Origin of the sequence: Streptomyces sp. Z26, from assembly GCF_003665095.1 — a bacterium.
GTDB lineage: Bacteria > Actinomycetota > Actinomycetes > Streptomycetales > Streptomycetaceae > Streptomyces > Streptomyces phytohabitans.
The window spans coordinates 4425030-4447840 of the sequence record NZ_RCHV01000002.1 but is presented as its reverse complement, the minus strand read 5'-3'; the positions used below and the strand labels follow the sequence as shown (position 1 = coordinate 4447840).

General features: G+C 76.5%; 2 protein-coding genes. Both read right to left on the bottom strand.

The genetic code is table 11. The annotated features are described in order from the left end of the window. Positions 1-11: 11 nt before the first annotated feature. Positions 12-11237 carry a type I polyketide synthase gene (locus D7M15_RS19400; protein ID WP_121518675.1) on the bottom strand — a complete coding sequence of 3742 codons (11226 nt, stop codon included), beginning with the start codon at positions 11235-11237 and terminating at the stop codon, positions 12-14. A gap of 44 nt (positions 11238-11281) precedes the next feature. Continuing rightward, complete coding sequence (locus tag D7M15_RS19395) at positions 11282-22726, bottom strand: type I polyketide synthase (protein WP_121518674.1); 11445 nt, start codon at positions 22724-22726, stop codon at positions 11282-11284. Positions 22727-22811 lie beyond the last annotated feature (85 nt).

Below are 22811 nucleotides of genomic sequence, written 5' to 3'. Positions count from 1 at the left end.
GCCGCGGGGTCTCAGGCATCCCCTCCCGGCAGGGCCGCGAGCAGCTCCGCGGCGGTGCGCGCGGTCTCGGTCGCGTGCTCCTCCACCATCGAGAAGTGACTCCCGGTGACGTCGACGGTGCGCGTCGCCCGGTCCCACTCGGTCTGCCACGCGTCCGCGTCGTCGCCCAGGGCCTCCCGGGGCAGCGGCGGCTCGGAGGCGCGGAGCAGCAGCGCGGGCGTGCGCAGCGGTCCGGGCTCCCACTCCCCCACCATGTCGATGTACCAACTCATCGCTGTCAGGCGGTCGTTGTCCATCTGCGCGAACATCGACTCCCGCGCGAACATACCCTTCAGCATCTCGGCGGAGAACCGTACGAACGGCGAGTCCGCCCGCGGCATGTACGTGTCGAGCATGAGGACCGCCGGGGGCCGTACGCCCTCGCGCTCCAGGTGCTCGGCCACGGCCAGCGCGAGGTTGCCGCCGGAGGACGAGCCGACGAGCACCGGCGGTACGCCGCCCGTGCAGGCCATCGCCGACTCCGCGAGGAGCCGCGCGACGGCGTCCAGGGACTCCGGCAGCCGCTCGCCGCGGCCGAAGCCCTGGGTGTGCACGGCCCAGACGTCGCGTTCGCCGCGGAAGGCGGAGGCGAAGCGCGCGTACTGGTGCACGCCCGCCAGCGCCACGTACGAGCTGAAGCAGACGAGCGGCGGCGGCACGGCGGCGGTGTCCGCGCCGCCGTCCGCGCCGGTGCCGGCGCTCGTGCCGCGACGGCCGCTCGCGGCGGCCAGCTTGACCGGGGCGGCGACGGAGTCCAGCTCGTCCGGCGCGGCGAAGGTCGGGCGCAACCGGGCGGCGGCCAGCAGGAGTTCGAACCCGGCGTCGATCCGGTTCGCCTCGGTCGCCTGCCGGAACAGGGCGCCGAGGGTGCCGTCCCGCTGCCCGCCGTCGCCGCCCGCGTCCCGGTCGCCCGGGTACGGCTCGGCGGAGGCGGTGTCGCCGCCCTCGGCGAGCAGCGCGTCCAGGTGCCCGGCCAGGGCCTCGGCGGTCGCCAGGTCGAAGACCAGGGTGGGCGGCAGCCGCAGGCCGGTGGCCTCCACCAGCTGGTTCCGCAGTTCCACCGCCGTGAGTGAGTCGAAGCCCAGCTCGGTGAACGACTGGTCGGCCTCGACCGTCGCCGCCGAACCGTGCCCGAGCACGCCCGCCACCCGGTCCCGTACCAGCTCGAACAGCACCTTCGCGCGTTCCTCCGCGCCGAGCCCGGCGAGCCGGGAGCGGAGCGTCGGCGCGGACGAGCGCGCCTCGCCCGCGGTCCGCCTGCCCTGCCCGCGCGCGGGCAGGGGACGGCCGCGCAGCAGCGCGTCGAGCGCGGCGGGCGCCATCCGGAGCGCGGTCAGCGCGGGCTCGCCGGAGGCCAGCGCCGCGTCGAACAGCGCCATGCCGTCCGCCGCCGTGAGCGGGCGCATGCCGCCGCGCTCCATGCGGTGCCGGTCGGCCTGCCCCAGCCCGGCGGTGAGCGAGCTGTCCGCCGCCCACAGGCCCCAGGCGAGGGACGTGGCGGGCAGCCCGAGGGAGTGCCGGTGGGCGGCGAGGGCGTCCAGGAACGCGTTGGCCGCGGCGTAGTTGCCCTGGCCGGGCGAACCGAAGGTGCCCGCCGCCGAGGAGTACAGCACGAACGCCGACAGGCCCAGGTCCGCGGTCAGTTCGTGCAGCAGCCAGGCCGCGTCCGCCTTCGGACGCAGCACCCGGTCGAACTGTTCGGGGGTCAGCGAGGTCACGGTGCCGTCGTCCACGACGCCCGCCACGTGCACCACACCGGTCAGCGGGTGCGCGTCCGGCACCTCGTCGGCGAGCAGCGCGCGGAGCGCGTCGCGGTCGGCGACGTCGCAGGCGGCGAGGCGCACGTCGGCGCCGAGGCCGGTGAGTTCGGCGACCAGTTCGTCGGCGCCCTCGGCGGTACGACCGCTGCGGGCGGCGAGCAGCAGCCGCCGTACGCCGTGCCCGGTGACCAGGTGGCGGGCGACGACGCGGCCGAGCGTGCCGGTGGCGCCGGTGACGAGCACGGTGCCGCCGGGCGCGAAGACGGGCGCGGCGGCGGGCTTCGTGTCGTCGGGTGCCGTGTCGTCGGGTGCGGTGCCGGGTGCCGCGACCCGGGTCAGCCCCGGGTACCGCAGCTCCCCGTCCCGTACGGCCGTCAGCGGGCGTGCCGCGGCGACCGCCCCGAGGACGGCGGCGCGGGAGGCGTCCGCGTCGTCCAGGTCGATCACGCACAGCCGCTCGGGGTACTCGGCCTGCGCGGAACGGACCAGGCCGCAGAGCGCGGCCCCCGCCAGGTCCCGTACGGGCTCGCCCTCGGTGGCGGCCACCGCGCCCCGGGTGAGCAGGAACAGGCGCGCGTCCGCGAACCGTTCGTCCTCCAGCCAGCGGCGGCACAGCTCGTGCGCCTCGGCCAGCAGCTCGCGCACCGCCTCCGGCGGCGTACCGGCTCCGGAGCCGCCCAGCGGGGCGAGCACCACCGCGGGCACGGCCATGCCGGTGTCGGCGGCGAGGGCGACGGACTCCAGGTCGGCGTACGTCTCCAGGTGCACGCCCGCGGCGTCCAGGGCCTTGCCGACGCCGCCGTCGTCCTGACCGCCGAGCAGGACCCAGCGCAGCGACTCCGCGGCGGGGCGCGGCGGCGCGGTGTCGGCGGGCTGCCAACGGGTGCGCAGCAGGGGCGGCGCGGTGGCCGTGTCGGCACGCATCTGGTCGGCGGAGAGCGCGCGGAGGCTGAGCGCCTCGGCGTACGCCACGGGGTGGCCGTCGGGGTCGGCGACGAGCACGGAGAACTCGTTCGCCCGGTCGGTCGGGGCCAGCCGTACGCGCAGCGCGGAGGCCCCGACGGCGTGCAGCGTCAGTCCGCTCCAGGCGAAGGGCAGCATGGCGGTGGCCCCGGCGTCCGTGCCCCCGGCGGCGTCGGCGTCGCCACCGTCGCCGCGCTGCTTCGTGATGAGCGCCTGGAGCGCCGCGTCGAGCAGCGCCGGGTGCAGGGCGAAGCGCGCGGCGTCGCCGCGTACCTCCTCCGGCAGCGCGACCTCCGCGAAGATCTCCTCGCCCCGCCGCCAGACCGTCTCCAGGCCCTGGAAGGCGGGCCCGTAGGCGAGGCCCCCGACGGCGATCGTGTCGTACAGGCCGTCCGTGTCGAGGCGTTCCGCGTCAGCGGGCGGCCAGGCCGTGAGGTCCGCCGGGGGCGCGGTGGGCGCGTCCGGGGCCAGCAGGCCCTGGGCGTGCCGCAGCCACGGGTCGTCGGGTGCGGCGCCGGACGGGCGCGAGTGCACGCCGAAGGGCCGCTGCCCGGTGTCGTCGGGCGGCCCGACGACCACCTGGAGGTGCGTCGGGGCCCCGTCGGGGACGACCAGGGGCGTCTCCAGGGTGAGTTCGGCGACGGTGCCGCAGTCCGTACGGTCGCCCGCGTGCACGGCCAGGTCGAGGTAGCCGGTGGCGGGCAGGATCGTACGGCCGAGGATCACGTGGTCGGCCAGCCACGGGTGCGTACGCGTGGACAGGCTGCCGGTGAACACGACGCTGTCGCTGCCGACGGGCGCGACCGCCGCGCCGAGCAGGGGGTGCGCGGGCTGTTCGAGGCCCGCGGCGCCCATGTCGCCGTGCTGGACGGCGGTCCTCAGCCAGTAACGCCGGTGCTGGAACGCGTACGTGGGGAGGTCCACCCGCCGCCCGCCGGGCAGCAGCGTGTCCCAGGCGACGTGCGCGCCCCGTACGTACAGCTCGGCCACGGCCGTCAGCAGCGCGCGCGCCTCCGGGCGGTCCTTGCGCAGGGCGGGCGTGACGTACGGGTCGTGGTCACCGACGCTCGCCCCGGCGAGCGCGGCGAGCGTGCCGTCGGGGCCGATCTCCAGGAAACGGCTGACGCCCTGTGCGGCGAGCAGCGCGACGCCGTCGGCGAACCGTACGGGCTGCCGGACGTGCCGCACCCAGTAGTCGGCGGAGCACAGCTCCTCGGTGGTGGCGGCGGCGCCGGTGACGTTGGAGACGAGGGGGATGCTCGGGGCGGCGAACTCCACGGTGTCGAGCACCCGCCGGAAGGCGTCGAGCATCGGCTCCATGAGCGGCGAGTGGAACGCGTGGCTGACCCGTAGCCGCGTCGTCCTGCGGCCGAGGGTGTCCCGTACGTGCGCGGCGACCTCCTCGACGGCCGCCTCGGTGCCGGAGACGACGGTGGCGCGCGGCCCGTTGAACGCCGCGACGCCCACGTCGGCGCGGCCGTCGAGCAGCGCCAGCACCTCGTCCTCGGACGCCTGGAGCGCCACCATGGCGCCGCCCGCGGGCAGTTGCTCCATCAGGCGGCCGCGCGCGGCGACGACCCGGCAGGCGTCCTCCAGGGTGAGCACCCCGGCGACGTGGGCGGCGGCCAGCTCGCCGACGGAGTGGCCGACGAGGTGGTCGGGGACGAGGCCCCAGGACTCGGCGAGGCGGTAGAGGGCGACCTCGAACGCGAAGAGGGCGGGCTGGGTGCGGCCCGTGCGGTTCAGGGCCTCGGCGTCGGCGTCACCGGCGCCGAACACCAGGTCGCGCAGGGGCCGTTCGTCCCCTCCGGCGGCGCGGGTCTCGGCGTCCAGCAGCGCGCACGCCGCGTCGAACGCCTCGGCGAACACCGGGAAGGCGGCGTGCAGTTCGCGGCCCATGCCGACCCGCTGCGCGCCCTGCCCGGCGAACAGGAACGCCGTACGGCCGCCGCGCTGCGTCGCGCCCACCGGCGCCCGCTCGGCCGACGCGTCGCTCCCGGCCGACGCGCCCTCGGGCGGGGCCTGTTCGGCGAGTACGGCGAGCTGGGCCAGCAGTTCGTCCCGGTCGGCGCCGAGCAGCACCGCGCGGTGCTCCCAGGGCGTACGGGTCACGGCGAGCGAGTGGCCGACGTCCACCGGGTCGGGGTCGGGCCGGTCCGTGACGTGCGCGAGGAGGCGTGCGGCCTGCGCGCGCAGCGCGTCGCGGGAGCGGGCGCTGAGCACCCACGGCACCGGCGGCGCGGCGACGGCGGGCAGCGTCGCCCGTACGGCTCCGGGCGCGTCCTCCGCGGGTCCCTCGGGCGCGGTGTCCCGGGTTTCCGGCGCGGGGGCCGGCGCCTCCTCCAGGATGACGTGCGCGTTGGTGCCGCTGATCCCGAACGCGGACACGCCCGCGCGGCGCGGCCGTTCGGCCGCGGGCCACCCGGTGGCCTCGGCGAGCAGTTCGACGTGCCCGGCGGACCAGTCGACGTGCGAGGACGGGGCGTCCACGTGCAGGGTGCGCGGCAGCACGCCGTGCTCTAGGGCGAGCACCATCTTGATCAGTCCGGCGGCGCCCGCCGCGGCCTGGGTGTGCCCGATGTTGGACTTCACGGCGCCGAGCAGCAGGGGCCGTTCGGCGTCGCGGTCGCGCCCGTAGGTGGCGAGGAGCGCCTGCGCCTCGATGGGGTCGCCCAGCGTCGTACCGGTGCCGTGCGCCTCGACGGCGTCCACGTCGCCCGGTTCCAGGCCGCCGCTGGCGAGGGCGGCGCGGATGACGCGCTGCTGGGAGGGGCCGTTGGGCGCGGTGAGACCGTTGGACGCGCCGTCCTGGTTGACGGCGGAGCCGCGTACGACCGCCAGCACCGGATGCCCGTTGCGGCGCGCGTCCGAGAGCCGCTCGACGAGGAGCATGCCCGCGCCCTCGCCCCAGCCCGTACCGTCGGCCGCGTCCGCGAACGCCTTGCAGCGGCCGTCGGCCGCCAGGCCGCGCTGACGGCTGAAGTCGACGAACAGGCCGGGCGCGGACATCAGCGTCACCCCGCCCGCCAACGCCAGGTCGCACTCCCCCGCGCGCAGCGCCTGCACCGCCCAGTGCAGGGCGACCAGCGACGACGAGCAGGCCGTGTCGACGGTCACCGCCGGGCCCTCCAGCCCGAACGTGTACGAGATCCGCCCGGACATGACGCTCGCCGAGTTGCCGGTGCCGAGGTGGGCGTCGGCGCCCTCGACGGGGACGAGCGGACGGGACGCGTAGTCCTGGTAGTTGGTGCCGGCGAAGACGCCCGTACGGCTGCCGCGCAGCGTGTCCCGCGCGATGCCCGCGCGCTCGAACGCCTCCCAGGACGTCTCCAGCAGCAGTCGCTGCTGGGGGTCCATCGCGAGCGCCTCGCGGGGCGAGATCTCGAAGAACGCCGGGTCGAAGTCGGCCATGCCGTCCACGAACCCGCCGTGCTTGGCGTAGCTCTTGCCGGGCAGTCCGGGCTCGGGGTCGTAGAGGGCGTCCACGTCCCACTCGCGGTCGTCGGGCCACTCGGTCATGGCGTCGGCGCCGCGTGCCAGCAGGTCCCAGAACTCCTCGGGGGAGTTCGCGCCGCCGGGGAAACGGCAGCTCACCGCGACGACGGCGATGGGGTCGCCGTCCACCCGCGCGGGCGCGGCGCCGTCGGGCGCGGCCACGGCCTCACCGGTGGCGGGGGCGAGTCCGGCGCGGAGGTGGTCGGCGAGGGCGGCGGGCGTCGGGTAGTCGTAGACGAGCGTGGCGGGCAGCGGCTGGCCGGTGGCGGCGGTCAGCGTGTTGCGGAGTTCGACGGCGGTGAGCGAGTCGAAGCCCAGCTCGCGGAAGGCGCGGGTGGGCTCCACCTCGTCCGGGCTCGCGTGGTTGAGGACGTACGCGATGTGGCCGCGTACGAGTTCCAGCACCGCGCGCCGCTGTTCGCCCTCGCCGAGCGCGGCGAGCTGCCGGGCGAGGCTCCGCCCGTCGTCCGCCTGGCCCTCGGCGGGCCCCTCGGCCGCGCGGGCGGCGACGCGGGCGCGCTGCGCCTCGGGGAGTTCGGCGTAGAGGGGGCGGGGGCGGCCGGTGGCGAGTTCGGCGCCGAAGACGTCCCAGTCGATGTCGGTGACGACGGTGTTGGTGTCGTCGTGGTCGAGCGCCTGCTGGAGCGCGGAGACGGCGGTGCCGGGCGCCATGCGCCGTACGCCGTGCCTGCTGAGCCGCTGTTCGACGGCGCCGCTGGCCATGCCGCCCTCGGCCCAGCCGCTCCAGGCGACGGAGGTGGCGGGCAGGCCGCGGGCGCGGCGGTCCTGGGCGAGGGCGTCCAGGAAGGCGTTGCCGGGCGCGTAGTTGCCGTGCCCGGGGCCGCCGAAGGTGCCCGCCGTGGAGGCGAACAGCACGAAAGCGGACAGGTCCAGGTCGGCGGTGAGCGCGTCGAGGTGGAGCGCGCCCCGCGCCTTGACGCGGAGCACCCCGGCGAGGCGTTCGGGGGTCAGCGCGGTGACGACGCCGTCGTCGAGGACGGCGGCGGTGTGCACGACGGCGTCGAGGGGGCGGTCGGCGGGGATGTCCGCGAGGAGCGCGGCGAGCGCGTCGCGGTCGGAGATGTCGCAGGAGGCGACGGTGACCCCGGCGCCCGACGCGCGGAGTTCCGCGGCGAGTTCACCGGCGCCGGGCGCGTCCTCGCCGCTGCGGCTGACGAGCAGCAGGTGCACGCCCTCGTGGCGGGCGAGCCAGCGGGCGACGTGGCCGCCGAGCGCGCCGGTGCCGCCGGTGACCAGGACCGTGCCGGAGGGGGTCCAGTCGCGTACGCCGGGCACCCCGCCGGTGCCCGACCGTACGAGCCTGCGCCCGCGTACGCCCGTGGCGCGTACGGCCACCGCGTCCTCGGTGCCCGTCTCGCCGCCGATCCCGGCGAGCACCGCGGCGAGCCGGTCGCCCGCCGCCGCGTCGGGCACGGCGGGCAGGTCGACGAGGCCGCCCCAGCGCTCGGGCTGTTCGAGGGCGACGACGCGCCCGAAGCCCCAGACGAGGGCCTGCTCGCGGAAGCCGGGGCCGGGCTCGTCGCCGGGTACGGCGAGGACGGCGCCGGTGGTGGCGAGCCAGGTCGGCGCGTGGGTGCCGAGGTCGTCGAGGGCCTGGACGAGGGCCACGGACGCGGCGTAGCCGCAGGGGAGTTCCGGCTCGGAGGCGTACGGGGTGGTGTCGAGCGCCAGCAGGGACAGCACCCCGGCGGGGGCCTCGGCCCCGGCGGGCGCGTCGCCTTCTGCGGGCGCGTCCCCCTCGGCGGGCGTGCCGCCGAGGACGGCGCGCAGCGCGTCGGCGTACTCCGTACGGCTGCCGCGCGGGTCCAGCGGCACCGGTACGGGGCGGGCACCGGCGCGGGTCAGCGCCTCCACCACGGCGGTGACGTGCGGGTCGTCCGCGCGCCCGGCGGGCAGCGGCAGCAGCCAGCTGCCGCGCAGCGGCGGCGCGCCCTCGGTGCCGACGGGCTGCCACGCGACGCGGTAGCGCCAGGAGTCGACGGTGGCGCCCTCGACGGAGCGGCGCCGGTAGCCGGAGAGGGCGGGCAGCAGCCGGGCGAGGGTGTCGGTGTCGACGTGCAGGGCGCGGGTGAGGGCGGTGACGTCGCTGTTCTCCACCGCGTCCCAGAACGGGGCGTCGGTGGTGGCGCCAGGGTCCTGCCGCGCGTCCGCGCTGGCCTGCGGCCAGTAGCGGCGGCGCTGGTAGGCGTACGTGGGGAGGTCGACGCGCCCGCCCGCGCCGCCGAGCACGCCGTGCAGGAGGGTGCGCCAGTCCACGGGCCCGCCGCGTACGGCGAGTTCGGCGGCGGAGGCGAGGAAGCGGTCGGCGCCGCCGTCGTCCCGGCGGAGCGTGCCGGCCACGACGGCGTCGGTGACCCCGGCGTCCTCCAGGGTGTCGCCGATCGCGGTGGTCAGCACGGGGTGCGGGCTGACCTCGACGAACGCGCGGTGCCCCTGCTCGGCGAGGGCCCGTACGGCCTCCTCGAAGCGGACGGTGCCGCGCAGGTTGCGCATCCAGTAGTCGGCGTCGAGGCTCGCGGTGTCCACCCAGTCGCCGGTGGCGGTGGAGAAGAACGGCACGTCCCCGGCGCGCGGCCGGATGGCGGCGATGTCGGCCAGGAACCGGTCGCGCACCTCGTCCACGTGGTACGAGTGCGACGCGTAGTCGGCGGGCACCCGCCGGGTGCGTACGCCCTCCGCGGACAGCTCGTCGAGCAGCTCCACCAGCGCGTCGGTGTCGCCCGACACCACCACGGCGCGGGGGCCGTTGACGGCGCCGACGCACAGCGCGCCGTCCCAGCGCGCGATGCGCTCCTCCACCTCGGCGAGGGGCAGCGCCACGGAGGCGAGGCCGCCGCGCCCGGCGAGGACGGTGAGGGCCTGGGCCCGGCGGACGATGACCAGGGCGGCGTCGTCGAGGGTCAGCGCCCCGGCGACGTACGCCGCGGCCACCTCGCCCTGGCTGTGCCCGACGACGGCGGACGGCGTGACGCCGCGGGCGCGCCAGAGGCGGGCCAGCGCCGTGTTGACGGCGAACAGCAGCGGCTGGATCACGTCGAAGCGGTCCATGTCCGGCGCGCCGTCGGCGCCCTTCAGGACGTCCAGCACGGACCAGTCGGCGTACCGGCCGATGGCCTCGGAGATCTCGGTCAGCGCAGCCCGGAAGTCGGCGTCCTGCTCCAGCAGTTGTACGGCCATGCCGCGCCACTCGGGGCCGCTGCCGGGGAAGACGAGGACGCCGCGGCCCTCGGTGTCGGCGACGCCGCGTACGACGCCCGCCAGCGGGCTGCCGTCGGCGACGGCGTCCAGGCCGCGCAGCAGCGCGTCGCGGTCGTCCGCGACGACGACGGCACGGTGGTCGAACGTCGCCCGGTGCGCGGCCAGCGACCACGCCAGGTCGGCGGGCCGCAGGCCCCGGCCGTCCGGGCCGTGCAGGTGCGCGCGGAGCCGCGCGGCCTGCGCGCGGAGCGCGGCCTCGGTGCGGCCGGACACGGGGAACGGGAGCGGGCGCGCGGGCACTTCGGCGGGAGCGGCGGCACCGGGCGCGTCCGCGTCCGCGTCGGCGGTGTCCGGCTCGGACGCTTGGTCCGGCTCCGGCTCGGGCGCCTCCAGGATGACGTGCGCGTTGGTGCCGCTGACGCCGAACGACGACACGCCCGCGCGCCGCGGCCGTCCCGTCTCCGGCCAGGGCCGCGCCTCGGACAGCAGCCGCACCTCTCCGGCGGTCCAGTCGACGTGGCTGGACGGCTCGCCGACGTGCAGGCTGCGCGGCAGCGTGCCGTACCGCATGGCCTGCACCATCTTGATCACTCCGGCGAGCCCGGCGGCGGCCTGGGTGTGCCCGATGTTGGACTTCACCGAGCCGAGCCAGAGCGGCCGTTCGGGATCGCGGTCCTGCCCGTAGGTGGCGAGGAGCGCCTGCGCCTCGATGGGGTCGCCCAGGGTCGTACCGGTGCCGTGCGCCTCGACGGCGTCCACGTCGCCGGGGGCGAGTTCGGCGTTGTCGAGCGCCTGCCAGATGACGCGCTGCTGGGAGGGGCCGTTGGGCGCGGTGAGGCCGTTGGACGCGCCGTCCTGGTTGACGGCGGAGCCGCGTACGACCGCCAGCACCGGGTGCCCGTTCGCGCGCGCGTCGGACAGGCGCTCGACGAGGAGCATGCCCGCGCCCTCGCCCCAGCCGGTGCCGTCGGCGTCGTCGGAGAACGCCTTGCAGCGCCCGTCGGCGGCCAGCCCGCGCTGCTTGCTGAACTCCAGGAACAGGGTGGGTGTGGCCATCACCGTCGCGCCGCCGGCGAGCGCGAGGTCGCACTCCCCCGCGCGCAGCGCCTGCATCGCGAGGTGCAGCGCGACCAGCGACGAGGAGCAGGCCGTGTCGACGGTCACCGCCGGGCCCTCCAGCCCGAACGTGTACGAGATCCGCCCGGAGACGACGCTCGGCGAGTTGCCCACGCCGTCCTGCGCCTCGGGGTCGCGGGCGGCGCCGAGGAGCGCGGGGTAGTCGAGCATGTTGGTGCCCGCGAAGACGCCCGTACGGCTGCCGCGCAGCGTCAGCGGATCGACTCCGGCGCGCTCGAACGCCTCCCACGACGTCTCCAGCAGCAGCCGCTGCTGCGGGTCCATGCCCGTGGCCTCGCGGGGGGCGATGCCGAAGAACCCGGCGTCGAAGTCGGCGGCGCGGTCGAGGAACGCGCCCATCTTCGTGTACGCCTTGCCGGGCTTGCCGGGCTCCGGGTCGTACAGCTCCTCGGTGCGCCAGCCGCGGTCGGCGGGCCACTCGGCCATGGCGTCGGTGCCGGAGCCCAGCAGTTCCCACAGGTCCTCGGGCCCCTCGGCGCCGCCGGGGAAGCGGCAGCCGATGGAGACGATCGCGATCGGCTCCCTGTTCTTCGCCTCGGCGGCCTGGAGCCGCTGACGCGTCTGGTGCAGGTCGGCGGTGACCTTCCGCAGGTAGCCGAGGATCTTCTCTTGGTCGTCGCCCATTGCCGCTCCTGTGTGTCTTCCTCGCCCGTCCGGCTCGCGGCCGCTCACGAGAGCCCGAGGTCGTTCTCGATGAAGTCGAAGATCTCGTCCGCCCCCGCGGAGCTGATCCGTTCGCTCACGTCGCGGGTGTCCTCGCCGCCCCCGGTGGTGTCGCCCACCGTACGGTCCGTGCCGCCGGTGCCGCCGTTCCACTGCGCCAGCAGCGACCGCAGCCGGGCGCCGATGCGGGAGCGCTGGGTGTCGTCGCCGGGTACGGCCGCCAGGGCCTGTTCCAGCCGGTCGAGTTCGGCGAGCACGGGCGCGCCGCCGGTGTCCGGGGCCACCAGCTCGCCGCGCAGGCGCACGGCCAGCTCGCGGGAGGTGGGGTGGTCGAACAGCAGCGTCGCGGGCAGCGGCAGGCCGGTGACCAGGCCGAGCCGGTTGCGGAGTTCGACCGCCATCAGGGAGTCGAAGCCGAGCGCGCTGAACGGGCGGTCGGGCCCGATCTCGTCCGCCCCCGCGTGCCCGAGCACACCGGCCACCTGAGTACGTACCAGCAGCGTCAGCTTCCGCTCCCGCTCCTCCGGACCGGCGGCGGCCAGCTCGGCGCGGAGCTTCGCCGCGCCCGCCTCCGCGTCGGCGCTCGGCGCCGCCTGCGCGCCGAGCGCGGCGACCTCCGGCAGTTCGGCCAGCAGCGGGCTGGGCCGCATGGCGGTCAGTCCGGGCGCGAACAGGCCCCAGTCGACGTCGGCGACGGTCGCCGTCGTCCCGCCCCGGGCGAGGAGCACGGCGAGCGCGGCGAGCGCGCGCTCCGGCTCCATGGGCCGGGCACCGGCGCCGCGGACCCGGCCGGCGACCTTCGCGTCCCCGGCCATGCCCCCGCCCGCCCACGGGCCCCACGACACGCTCGTCGCGGGCAAGCCACGGGCGTGGCGCCGCTGGGCGAGCGCGTCCAGGTACGCGTTGGCCGCCGCGTAGTTGGCCTGCCCCAGCGAGCCGACCGAACCGGCGATGGAGGAGAACAGCACGAACGCGGACAGGTCCTGGTCCCGCGTCAGTTCGTCCAGGTTGCGCGCCGCCGCCTGCTTGGGCCGCAGCACGGCGGCGAGGCCGTCCGGCGTGAGCCCGTCGATCGGGCCGTCGTCCAGCACGCCCGCGGCGTGCACCACGACGTCGACCGGGTGCTCCGCGAGCAGCGCCGCCAGCGCCGTACGGTCGGCCGCGTCGCAGGCGGCGATCGTCACGCGGACGCCGGTGCCGGTGAGTTCGGCCTCCAGCGCGGCCGCGCCCTCGGCGTCCCGGCCGCGCCTGCTGACGAGCACCAGGTGCTCGGCGCCGCGCTCGGCGAGCCAGCGGGCGACGTGCGCGCCGAGCGCGCCGGTGCCGCCGGTGACCAGGACCGTGCCGGAGCACTTCCAGCCGGAGCCGTCCGGCTCCGGGACGGTGCCCGGTGTGCCGGAGTGGTGGGCGTGCTCCAGCCTGCGGACGAAGAGGCCGGACGACCGTACGGCCGCCTGGTCCTCGGCGGGCTGCGGGCCCTGCGCGCCTCCGGCCGCCCGCGCGCCGTCGAGGACGGCGCAGAGGCGTTCCCCGGCCCGCGCGTCGAGGGCGTCCGCCGGGTCGGTCGCGGCGGTCGGGTCGGTCGCGGCGTCCCGGGCGGGGAGGTCCACCACGCCGCCCCACAGCCGGGGGTGTTCGAGCGCGGCGACACGGCCCAGGCCCCACACCCCGGCCTGCTCGGGCGCGGGCACGTCCTCCTGCGCGTGCACGGCGACCGCGCCCCGGGTGACGCACCACAGGGGCGCGTCACCGCCGAGGCCGGACAGGGCCTGGAGCAGCACCGTGGTGGCGACGAGCCCGGCGGGCGCCGCCGTCCCGTGCGCGTCGGCGTCCGGTGCGGCGGCGAGGAGCGACAGGACACCGGCGACGGGCCCGTGCGCGTCGAACTCCGCGCGCAGCCGCTCCGTCAGCGCCGTACGGTCCAGGGCCGCCGGGTCGGCGGTGTCCAGCGGTACGGGGACGACGTGCGCGCCGTGCGCGGTGAGCGCGTCGGCGACGGACACGGCCCAGGCGTCGCCGTCCAGCGCGGACGGCAGCGGCAGCAGCCACGTGCCGGAGACGGACGCGGCGGCGCTGCCACCGGCGGGACGCCAGGTCACCTCGTAGCGCACGGAGTCGAGCGCGGAACGGTCCTCCTCGCGGCGGCGCCACGACGACAGCGCGGGCAGCACCTCGCTGAGCCTCGCGTCGGCGTCCAGCTCCAGCCGGGCGGCGAGCCCGTCCAGGTCGGCGCCCTCGACGGCCGCCCAGAACTCGGCGTCCGCCCCACCGGCCGCCGTACCGGACGCCGCCGGGACCTCTTCGGGCACCAGCCAGAACCGGCGTCGTTGGAAGGCGTACGTGGGCAGTTCGACGCGGCGGGCGCCCTCGGCGGGCAGGTCGCCGTACAGCGTCGTCAGCCCGGCGCCCGCGCCGTGCGCGTGCAGCGTGCCCGCGGCGAGCAGCGCCGTACGGGCCTCCGACCGGTCACGGCGCAGCAGCGGTACGGCGACGGTGGCGGTGGTGGCGCCGGTGAGGCTGTCCACGGCCATCGCGGTGAGCGCGCTGTCCGGGCCCAGCTCCAGGAACGTCCGTACGCCGTCCGCCTCCAGGGTGCGGACCCCGTCGCGGAACCGTACGGCCTGCCGGGCGTGCCGGACCCAGTAGTCGGGCGAGCACAGCTCCTCGTCGGTGGCCCGCTCGCCGGTCAGGTCGGAGACGACGGGGACGGTCGGCGGGCTGAACCGCACGCTCCGCGCCACCTCCGCGTAGTCGTCGAGCATGGCGTCCATGCGCGGCGAGTGGAACGCGTGGCTGACCCGGAGCCGCGTCGTCCTGCGCCCCTCCCCGGCGAAGTGCGCGGTGACGGCCTCGACCGCGTCCTCGTCGCCGGAGACGACGACGGACATCGGACCGTTGACGGCGGCGAGGCCGACCTCGGCCTCGCGTCCCGCCAGCAGCGGCAGCACCTCCTCCTCGGTGGCCTGCACGGCGGCCATGGCGCCGCCCTCCGGCAGCGCCTGCATCAGTCGGCCGCGCGCGGCGACCAGCGCGCACGCGTCCGCGAGGGTGAGCACCCCGGCGGCGTGCGCGGCGGTCAGGCCGCCCACGGAGTGGCCGATGAGCACGTCCGGGTGGACGCCCCAGGAGCGTACGAGCGCGTGCAACGCCGTCTCGACGGCGAACAGCGACGTCTGCGTCCAGGCCGTACGGTCCAGCAGCGCCGCCTCGTCCGTGCCCGCCTCGGCGAACACCACGTCGCGCAGCGCCGGGCCGCCCGGCTCGGCGAGGTGCCGGTCGAGTTCGGCGCAGACCTCGTCGAAGGCACGGGCGTACACGGGGAACCGCTCGTACAACTCGCGGCCCATGCCGGGGCGCTGCGCGCCCTGGCCGGTGAAGAGGAACGCGGTGCGACCGGCGCCGCCGCTCTCGCCGCGTACGACGCCCGCGGGCAGTTCGGCGGTGGCGTCGCCGTCCCGCCCGAGGGCGGTCAGCGCGTCCAGGAACTCCTGGTGGCTGTCGGCGACGACCACCGCGCGGTGCTCCAGTACGGCACGGGTCGTGGCCAGCGAGTGGCCGAGGTCGCGCAGCGCGGGCGGCGCGTCCTGGGCGGACAGGTGCGACCAGAGGCGCTTGGCCTGGGCGCGGAGCGCGTCCGGGGTCCGCCCGTACACGGGCAGGACGACCGGCCCGGTGGACGCGTCACCGGACGCGTCGGCCTCGGGCCCGGCGGACGCCCGCCCGGCGGGGGTGGGTACGGCGGCGGGGGCGGGTCCCTCCTCCAGCACCACGTGCGCGTTGGTGCCGCTGATGCCGAAGGAGGACACGCCCGCGCGCCGCGGCTGTGCGCCGCGCGGCCAGGGCCGCGCCTCCGTCAGCAGCTGTACGTGGCCCGCGGTCCAGTCGACGTGCGGGGACGGCACCTCGGCGTGGAGCGTGCGGGGCAGCTCCTCGTGCCGCATCGCCATGACCATCTTGATGACACCGGCGGCGCCCGCGGCGGCCTGGGTGTGCCCCAGGTTCGACTTGGCGGAGCCCAGCCACAGCGGCCGGTCCTCGTCGCGCCCCTGCCCGTACGTGGCGAGCAGCGCGTGCGCCTCGATCGGGTCGCCGAGCGAGGTGCCGGTGCCGTGCGCCTCCATGACGTCCACGTCGGCCGGGGACAGTCGGGCGGCGGAGAGCGCGCTACGGATGACGCGCTGCTGGGACTTCCCGCTGGGCGCGGTGAGGCCGTTGGACGCGCCGTCCTGGTTGACGGCGGAGCCGCGCAGCACGGCCAGGACGTGGTGTCCGGCGCGTTCGGCGTCGGAGCGGCGCTCCAGCAGCAGCATGCCGACGCCCTCGGAGAAGCCGGTGCCGTCGGCGTCGGCGGAGAACGCCTTGCAGCGCCAGTCTGCGGCGAGCCCGCTCTGCTTGCTGAACTCGCCGAAGGTGCCCGGCGTCGCCATCACCGTGACACCGCCCGCGAGCGCCATCTCGCACTCGCCCTGCCGGAGCGACTGCACCGCCATGTGCAGGGCGACGAGGGACGACGAGCACGCCGTGTCGACGGTCACCGCCGGACCCTCCAGCCCGAACGTGTACGCGACGCGGCCGGACATGACGCTGCCGGACACACCGGTGCCGATGTAGCCCTCCACGCCGTCCGGGAGGGACGTCAGGCCGGCCCCGTAGCCGGAGGTCATGGCGCCGATGAAGACGCCCGTACGGCTGCCCTTGACGGACGACGGGTCGATGCCGGTGCGTTCGAAGACCTCCCAGGACGTCTCCAGCAGCAGGCGCTGCTGCGGGTCCATGGCGAGCGCCTCACGGGGGCTGATGCCGAACACGGACGGGTCGAACTGCCCGGCCCCGTACAGGAATCCGCCCTGCCCGTCCGGCATCGCGGACAGCTGCCAGCCACGGTCGGCGGGGAACGCGGAGATCGCGTCGACACCGTCCGACACCAGTCGCCACAGGTCCTCGGGGGACTCGACGCCGCCGGGGTACTGGCAGGCCATGCCGACGATCACCACGGGGTCGTCGTCGGCCGCGGTGACGGTCGCCGTCTCGGCGACGGCCTCGACGCCGCCGAGGAGTTCGCCGCGCAGGAAGCGCGCCAGCTCCAGGGGGCGCGGGTGGTCGAAGACGAGGGTCGCGGGCAGCCGCAGGCCGGTGGCGGCGCCGAGCTGGTTGCGCAGCTCGACGGCGGTCAGCGAGTCGAAGCCCAGGTCCTTGAACGCCTGGTCGGCGCCGACCGCGTCGGCGTCCGGGTAGCCGAGGACGGCCGCGGCCCGCTTGCGCACGGTCTTCAGCAGCAGCCGTTCCTGGTCGGGTTCGGGCAGCCCGGTCAGCTGCTTGACGAGCGCGCTGCCGCCGTCGCCGGAGCCGCCCGCGACGGTGCGCCGCGAGACGACCCGCACCATGCCGCGCAGCATCGTGGTGAGCCGCCCGGCGGCGGCCTGCTTGCGCAGGGCGGGCAGGTCGAGCCGTACGGGCGCCAGCAGCGGTTCGTCGGTGGCCAGCGCGGCGTCGAGGAGGCCGAGGGCCTGCTCGGTGCTGAGCACCGGCAGCCCGGACGCGGCGATGCGCGCGATGTCCTCCTCGCGCAGGTGGCCGGTGGTGCCGCTGTGCTCCTCCCACAGGGACCAGGCGAGGGAGGTGGCGGGCAGCCCGTGCGCGTGGCGGTGCTGGGCGAGGGCGTCCAGCAGGGTGTTGCCCGCGGCGTAGTTGGCCTGCCCGGAGCCGCCGAGGAGTCCGGCGGCGGACGAGAACAGCACGAAGGAGGTGAGGTCGCGGTCGGCCGTCAGCTCGTGCAGGTTCAGCGCGGCGTCCGCCTTGGGGCGCAGCACGCCCCGCAGGCGTTCGGCGGTGAGGGACGCGAACACGCCGTCGTCGAGCACGCCCGCCGTGTGCACCACGGCGCGCAGCGGGTGCGCGTCCGGTACGGAGTCGAGGAGCGCGGCCAGCGCCGCACGGTCGGCCGCGTCGCAGGCGGCGACGGTGACGTCGGCGCCCAACTCCCGCAGTCCGGCGGCGAGTTCGTCGGCGCCGGGGGCGTCCGCGCCGCGGCGGCTGGTGAGCAGCAGGTGGCGTACACCGTGCCGGGTGACGAGGTGGCGGGCGACGAGCCCGCCGAGGGTGCCGGTGCCGCCGGTGATCAGGACGGTGCCGTCCGGGTCCCAGGCGCGCGGCACGGTCAGCACCAGCTTGCCGGTGTGCTTGGCCTGCGACATGAAGCGGAACGCCTCGGGGGCGCGCCGGATGTCCCAGGCGCGTACGGGCAGCGGCTCCAGCGCGCCGGAGCGGAACAGCTCGGCCAGTTCGGCGAGCATCTCCCCGATCCGGTCGTGCCCGGCCTCCCACAGGTCGAACGCCCGGTAGGCGACGCCGCCGTGGGCCTCGGCGACCTGCTCCGGGTCGCGGACGTCGGTCTTGCCCATCTCCACGAAGCGGCCGCCGCGCGGCAGCAACCGGAGGGACGCGTCGACGAGTTCGCCGGTGAGCGCGTCCAGGACGACGTCCACGCCCGCGCCGTCGGTCGCGTCGAGGAACGCCCGCTCGAAGCCGCTGTCGCGGGACGACGCGAGGTGCCGCTCGTCGAGGCCCATGCCGCGCAGCGCGTCCCACTTGGCCTCGCTGGCGGTGCCGTACACCTCGGCGCCGAGGTGCCGGGCGAGCTGTACGGCGGCCATGCCGACGCCGCCCGCGGCGGCGTGCACGAGGACGCGTTCGCCGTCGGACAGGGCGGCGAGGTCGCGCAGCGCGTAGTAGGCGGTGAGGAACACCATCGGGGTGGTCGCCGCCTGCTCGAACGTCCAGCCGTCGGGTACGGGGGCGACCAGCCGCCGGTCGACGACGGCGACCGGCCCGAACGCGCCGGACACCAGGCCCATCACGCGGTCCCCGACGGCGAGGTCGGTGACGCCGGGGCCGGTCTCGACGACCGTACCGGCGCCCTCGTTGCCCATGTTGCCGCCGCCCGGGTACATGCCGAGGGAGATCAGCACGTCGCGGAAGTTGAGCCCCGCGGCGTGCACGGCGATCCGTACCTCGCCCGCCGCGAGCGGTTCGCCCACCGCCGGGTACGGCACGAGCGCCATGCCTTCGAGGGTGCCGCCGCTGCCCTGCGCGAGCAGCCACGTGTCGTGGCCCTCGGGCGGCGTGAGCGCGGCTCCCGTACGGGCGGGCGCGAGGCGCGGGACGAGCAACGCGTCGCCCCGTACGGCCAGTTGGGGTTCGCCGTCGGTCTCCGCTCGGTCGAGCGCGCGGGCCAGGGCGGTGCCGTGGCAGGCGGCCGCGTCGAGGTCGACGAGGACGAGACGGCCGGGGTTCTCCTCCTGCGCGGAGCGGATCAGGCCCCACACGGCGGCGTCCGCGAGGGCGGTGACGTCCTCCCCGTCGCGGGTGGCGACGGCGCCGCCGGTGACGACGGCGAGCCGCGCGTGCGCGGACCGCTCGTCCTCCAGCCACTCCTGGACCGTGGTCATGACGGCGGCCACCGCGTCCCGCACGGCGGCGCCGTCGGGCACACCGGTGCCCGTGCCGGGCCCGGCGCACGGCAGCAGTACGGTCGCGGGCTCCGCGGGCAGGTCGGTGATCCGCTCGGCGCTGCCCAGCGCGGCGGGGTGCGCGGCGAGCAGCGCCGCCGGGTCGTCCGTACGGGCGGCCGCCGCCTGCGGGAGGGCGGCACGCAGCACGTGCCAGCGGCGCGGCTCGGGCGCGGGGCCGCCCGCCGCGTCGTCCAGCGCGGTCCAGGCCACGCGGTGCAGCGAGTCCTCGGCCTTGGGCTCCGCCGCGCGGAGCGCCTCGGCGGACACGGCGCGGGACACCAGCGACTCGACGGTCGCGACGGGGTTGCCCCCGGAGTCGGCCAGGTCGAGGGTCACGGCGCCGTCGCCGCCGGGGGCGATCCGGACGCGCAGCGCCGTGGCGCCCACCGCGTGCAGCGCGACCCCGCGCCACGCGAACGGCAGGCCCACGCCGCCGCCCTCGCCCTCGCCCGTACCGGCCAACTGGCCGTGCAGCGCGGCGTCGAGGAGCGCCGGGTGCAGGCCGAAGCCCGCCGTGGCGGCGTGCTGCGCCTCGGGCAGCTCCACCTCGGCGTACACCTCGTCGCCCTGCCGCCAGGCGGCGCGCAGTCCCTGGAAGGCGTCGCCGTACTGGTAACCGGCCCCGGCGAGGCGCGGGTAGAAGTCGTCCAGCGGTACGGGCCGGGCGCCGGGCGGCGGCCACGCCGTCAGGTCGGCGCCGGGCGCGGCGGTGCCCGGGGCGAGCGCGCCGCTGGCGTGCCGCGTCCAGAGGGCGTCGGGGTCGTCGCCCTCGGGCCGCGCGTACACGTCGAGGGGGCGGCGTCCGGCCTGGTCGGGCGCGCCGACGACGAGTTGGAGCTGTACGGCGGTGGCGCCGGGCCCGGTGCCGAGCACCAGGGGGGCCTCCAGCGTGAGGTCGTCCAGCAGCGGGCAGCCGACCTCGTCCCCGGCGCGTACGGCGAGTTCGACGAAGGCGGTGCCCGGCAGCAGGACCGTGCCGGACACGGCGTGGTCCGCGAGCCACGGCTGCGCGGCGGTGGACAGCCGCCCGGTGAGCAGCACCTGGTCGCCGTCCGCGATGCGGACGACGGCGCCGATCAGCGGGTGGTCGGCGGCGCCCAGCCCGGCGGCCGCGGCGTCCCCGAGCCCGGCTCCGGCGCTCATCTTCAGCCAGTACGGCTGCCGTTGGAACGGGTACGTGGGCAGCTCGGTGCGGCGGGTGGACTGTCCGGCGAAGACGGTGGTCCAGTCGAGCCGCGCCCCGTGCGCGTACGCGCTGCCGAGGCCGGTGAAGAGGGCCGCCACCTCGGGCCGGTCCTTGCGCTGCGCGGCCATGGCCACGCGTACGGTGTCGTCGCCGCGCGCCTCGACGTCGGCGAGGCAGCTCTGTGCCATGGCCGTGAGGGTGCTGTCGGGGCCGATCTCGACGAAGCGCGTGACGCCCTGCTCGACGAGGGCCCGCATGCCGTCCGCGAACCGCACGGACCGCCGTACGTGCCGCACCCAGTGGTCCGGGGAGGTCAGCTCCTCCTCGGTGGCGAGGGCGCCGGTGAGGTTGGTGACGACCTGCATCCTCGGCGCCCGGTAGGTGACGGACTCCGCGACCCGCCGGAAGTCGTCCAGCATGGGTTCCATCAGCGGGGAGTGCGACGGGTGGCTGATACGCAGCCGGCTGACCTTGCGGTCGAGGGCGCGGAAGTGTTCCGCGACGGCGTCGACGGCGGTCTCGGTGCCGGAGACGACGAGGGAGTTCGGGCCGTTGACGGCGGCGACGGACACCTCGTCGGTACGGCCCTCCAGCAGCGGCAGCACCTCCTCCTCGGTGGCCTGGACCGCCGTCATGGCGCCGCCCTCCGGCAGCGCCTGCATGAGGCGGCCGCGCGCGGCGACCAGGCGGCAGGCGTCGGGGAGCGACCAGACGCCCGCGACGTACGTGGCGGCGAACTCACCGAGGGAGTGCCCCATCACGTACTTCGCCTTGAGGCCCCAGTGCGTCAGCAGCCGGTACATGGCCACCTCGAACGCGAACAGCGCCGGGTGCGTCCAGCCGATCGTGTCCAGGCGGGTGCTGTCGGCGTCCCAGGCGACGTCGCGCAGGGGGCGGTCCAGCTCGTTCTCGAACTGCGCGCACACCTCGTCGAAGGCCGCCGCGAACACGGGGAACGCCTCGTACAGTTCGCGGCCCATCCCGGCGCGCTGGGCGCCGCCGCCGGAGAACAGCAGGGCGGTGCCGCCCTGCACCGTACGGCCGGTGACGACGCCCGCGGGGACGCCCTCCTCCTCCGGGTCCGCGAGGGCGGCGAGCGCCTGGAGCGCCGCGTCGCGGTCGGCCGTACCGGCGACGACGACGGCGCGGTGCTCGAAGGCGGCGCGGGTGGTGGCGAGGGCGTGGGCGACGTCCAGGACGCCGGGGGCGTCGGGGGCGTCGGCGCCGTCGGTCAGCCGCTCCAGGAGGTGCGCGGCCTGCGCGCGCAGGGCGGTCTCGCTGCGGGCGGACAGCAGCCACGGCACGGTGGTGAGCGCGGGCACGGTCCCCGCCCCGGACCCCGTGTCCGCCTCCGGCGCCGCGTCGGGCTCCGGGGCCTCCTCCAGGACGGTGTGCGCGTTGGTGCCGCTGATGCCGAACGACGACACGGCGGCCCGGCGCGGCCGGTCCAGGCTTGGCCAGTCACGCGGCTCGCTGAGCAGCCGTACGGCGCCCGCGTCCCAGTCGACGTGCCCGGACGGCTCGCTGACGTGCAGGGTCTGCGGCAGCCTGCCGTGCCGCATCGCCATCACCATCTTGATGATCCCGGCGACGCCCGCGGCGGACTGCGCGTGCCCGAAGTTGGACTTGAGGGAGCCGAGCCACAGCGGCTGGTCCTCGTCCTTGGCCTTGCCGTAGGTGGCGAGCAGCGCCTGCGCCTCGATCGGGTCGCCCAGGGTCGTACCGGTGCCGTGCGCCTCGACGGCGTCGATGTCGCCGGGCTCCAGGCCCGCGTTGGCGAGGGCCTGCCGGATGACGCGCTGCTGGGAGGGGCCGTTGGGGGCGGTGAGGCCGTTGGACGCGCCGTCCTGGTTGATGGCGGAGCCGCGCAGCACGGCGAGCACCTGGTGCCCGTTGGCGCGGGCGTCCGCGAGGCGTTCGACGAGGAGCAGGCCGGAGCCCTCGGACCAGCCGGTGCCGTCGGCGTCGTCGGAGAACGGCTTGCAGCGGCCGTCGGCGGCGAGCCCGCGCTGCTTGCTGAACTCGGAGAACATGCCGGGCGACGCCATCACGGCCACGCCGCCCGCGACGGCCAGGTCGCACTCGCGGCTGCGCAGCGCCTGCGCCGCCCAGTGCAGCGCGACGAGCGACGAGGAGCACGCGGTGTCGACGGTGACGGCCGGGCCCTCCAGCCCGAAGTGGTAGGCGATACGGCCGGACGCGACGGAGGTGGCGTTGCCGACGAGGAGCATGCCGTGCAGGTCCTCGGGGATGTCGGTGACGCCGACGCCGTAGCCGGAGGTGGCGGCGCCGACGAAGACGCCCGCGTTGCCGCCGCGCAGGGTGGCCGGGTCGATCCCGGCGCGCTCGAACAGCTCCCAGGCCGTCTCCAGCAGCAGCCGCTGCTGCGGGTCGGTGGCGAGCGCCTCGCGCGGGGACATGCCGAAGAACGCCGGGTCGAACGCGGAGGCGTCGTGCAGGAAGCCGCCCTCGCGGGCGTAGAAGGTCCCCGGGTTGTCGGGGTCGGGGTCGTAGCCCGCCTCCAGGTCCCAGCCGCGGTCGGTGGGGAACTCGGAGATCGCGTCGCCGCCCTCCGACACGACCCGCCACAGGTCCTCGGGGGACCGTACGCCGCCGGGGTAGCGGCAGCTCATCGCGACAATCGCGAGGGGCTCCGCGTCCTTCTCCTCCGCCTCGCGAAGCTGCCGCTTGGTGTCCCGCAGCTCCGCCGTGACACGCTTGAGGTACTCCAGGTACTTGTCGTCGTCAGCCACAGCAATCACTTTCTCAAGGCCGCACGGGAGTGCGGGCGGCGCGGGTCGTTACGGGGGCCACGGGCGGTAAGGGAGTCGCTGTCGG

Excerpts from the sequence above, each read along its gene's own strand:
- D7M15_RS19400 (WP_121518675.1), bottom strand. The coding sequence starts at position 11,237 with ATGGGCGACGACCAAGAGAAGATCCTCGGCTACCTGCGGAAGGTCACC.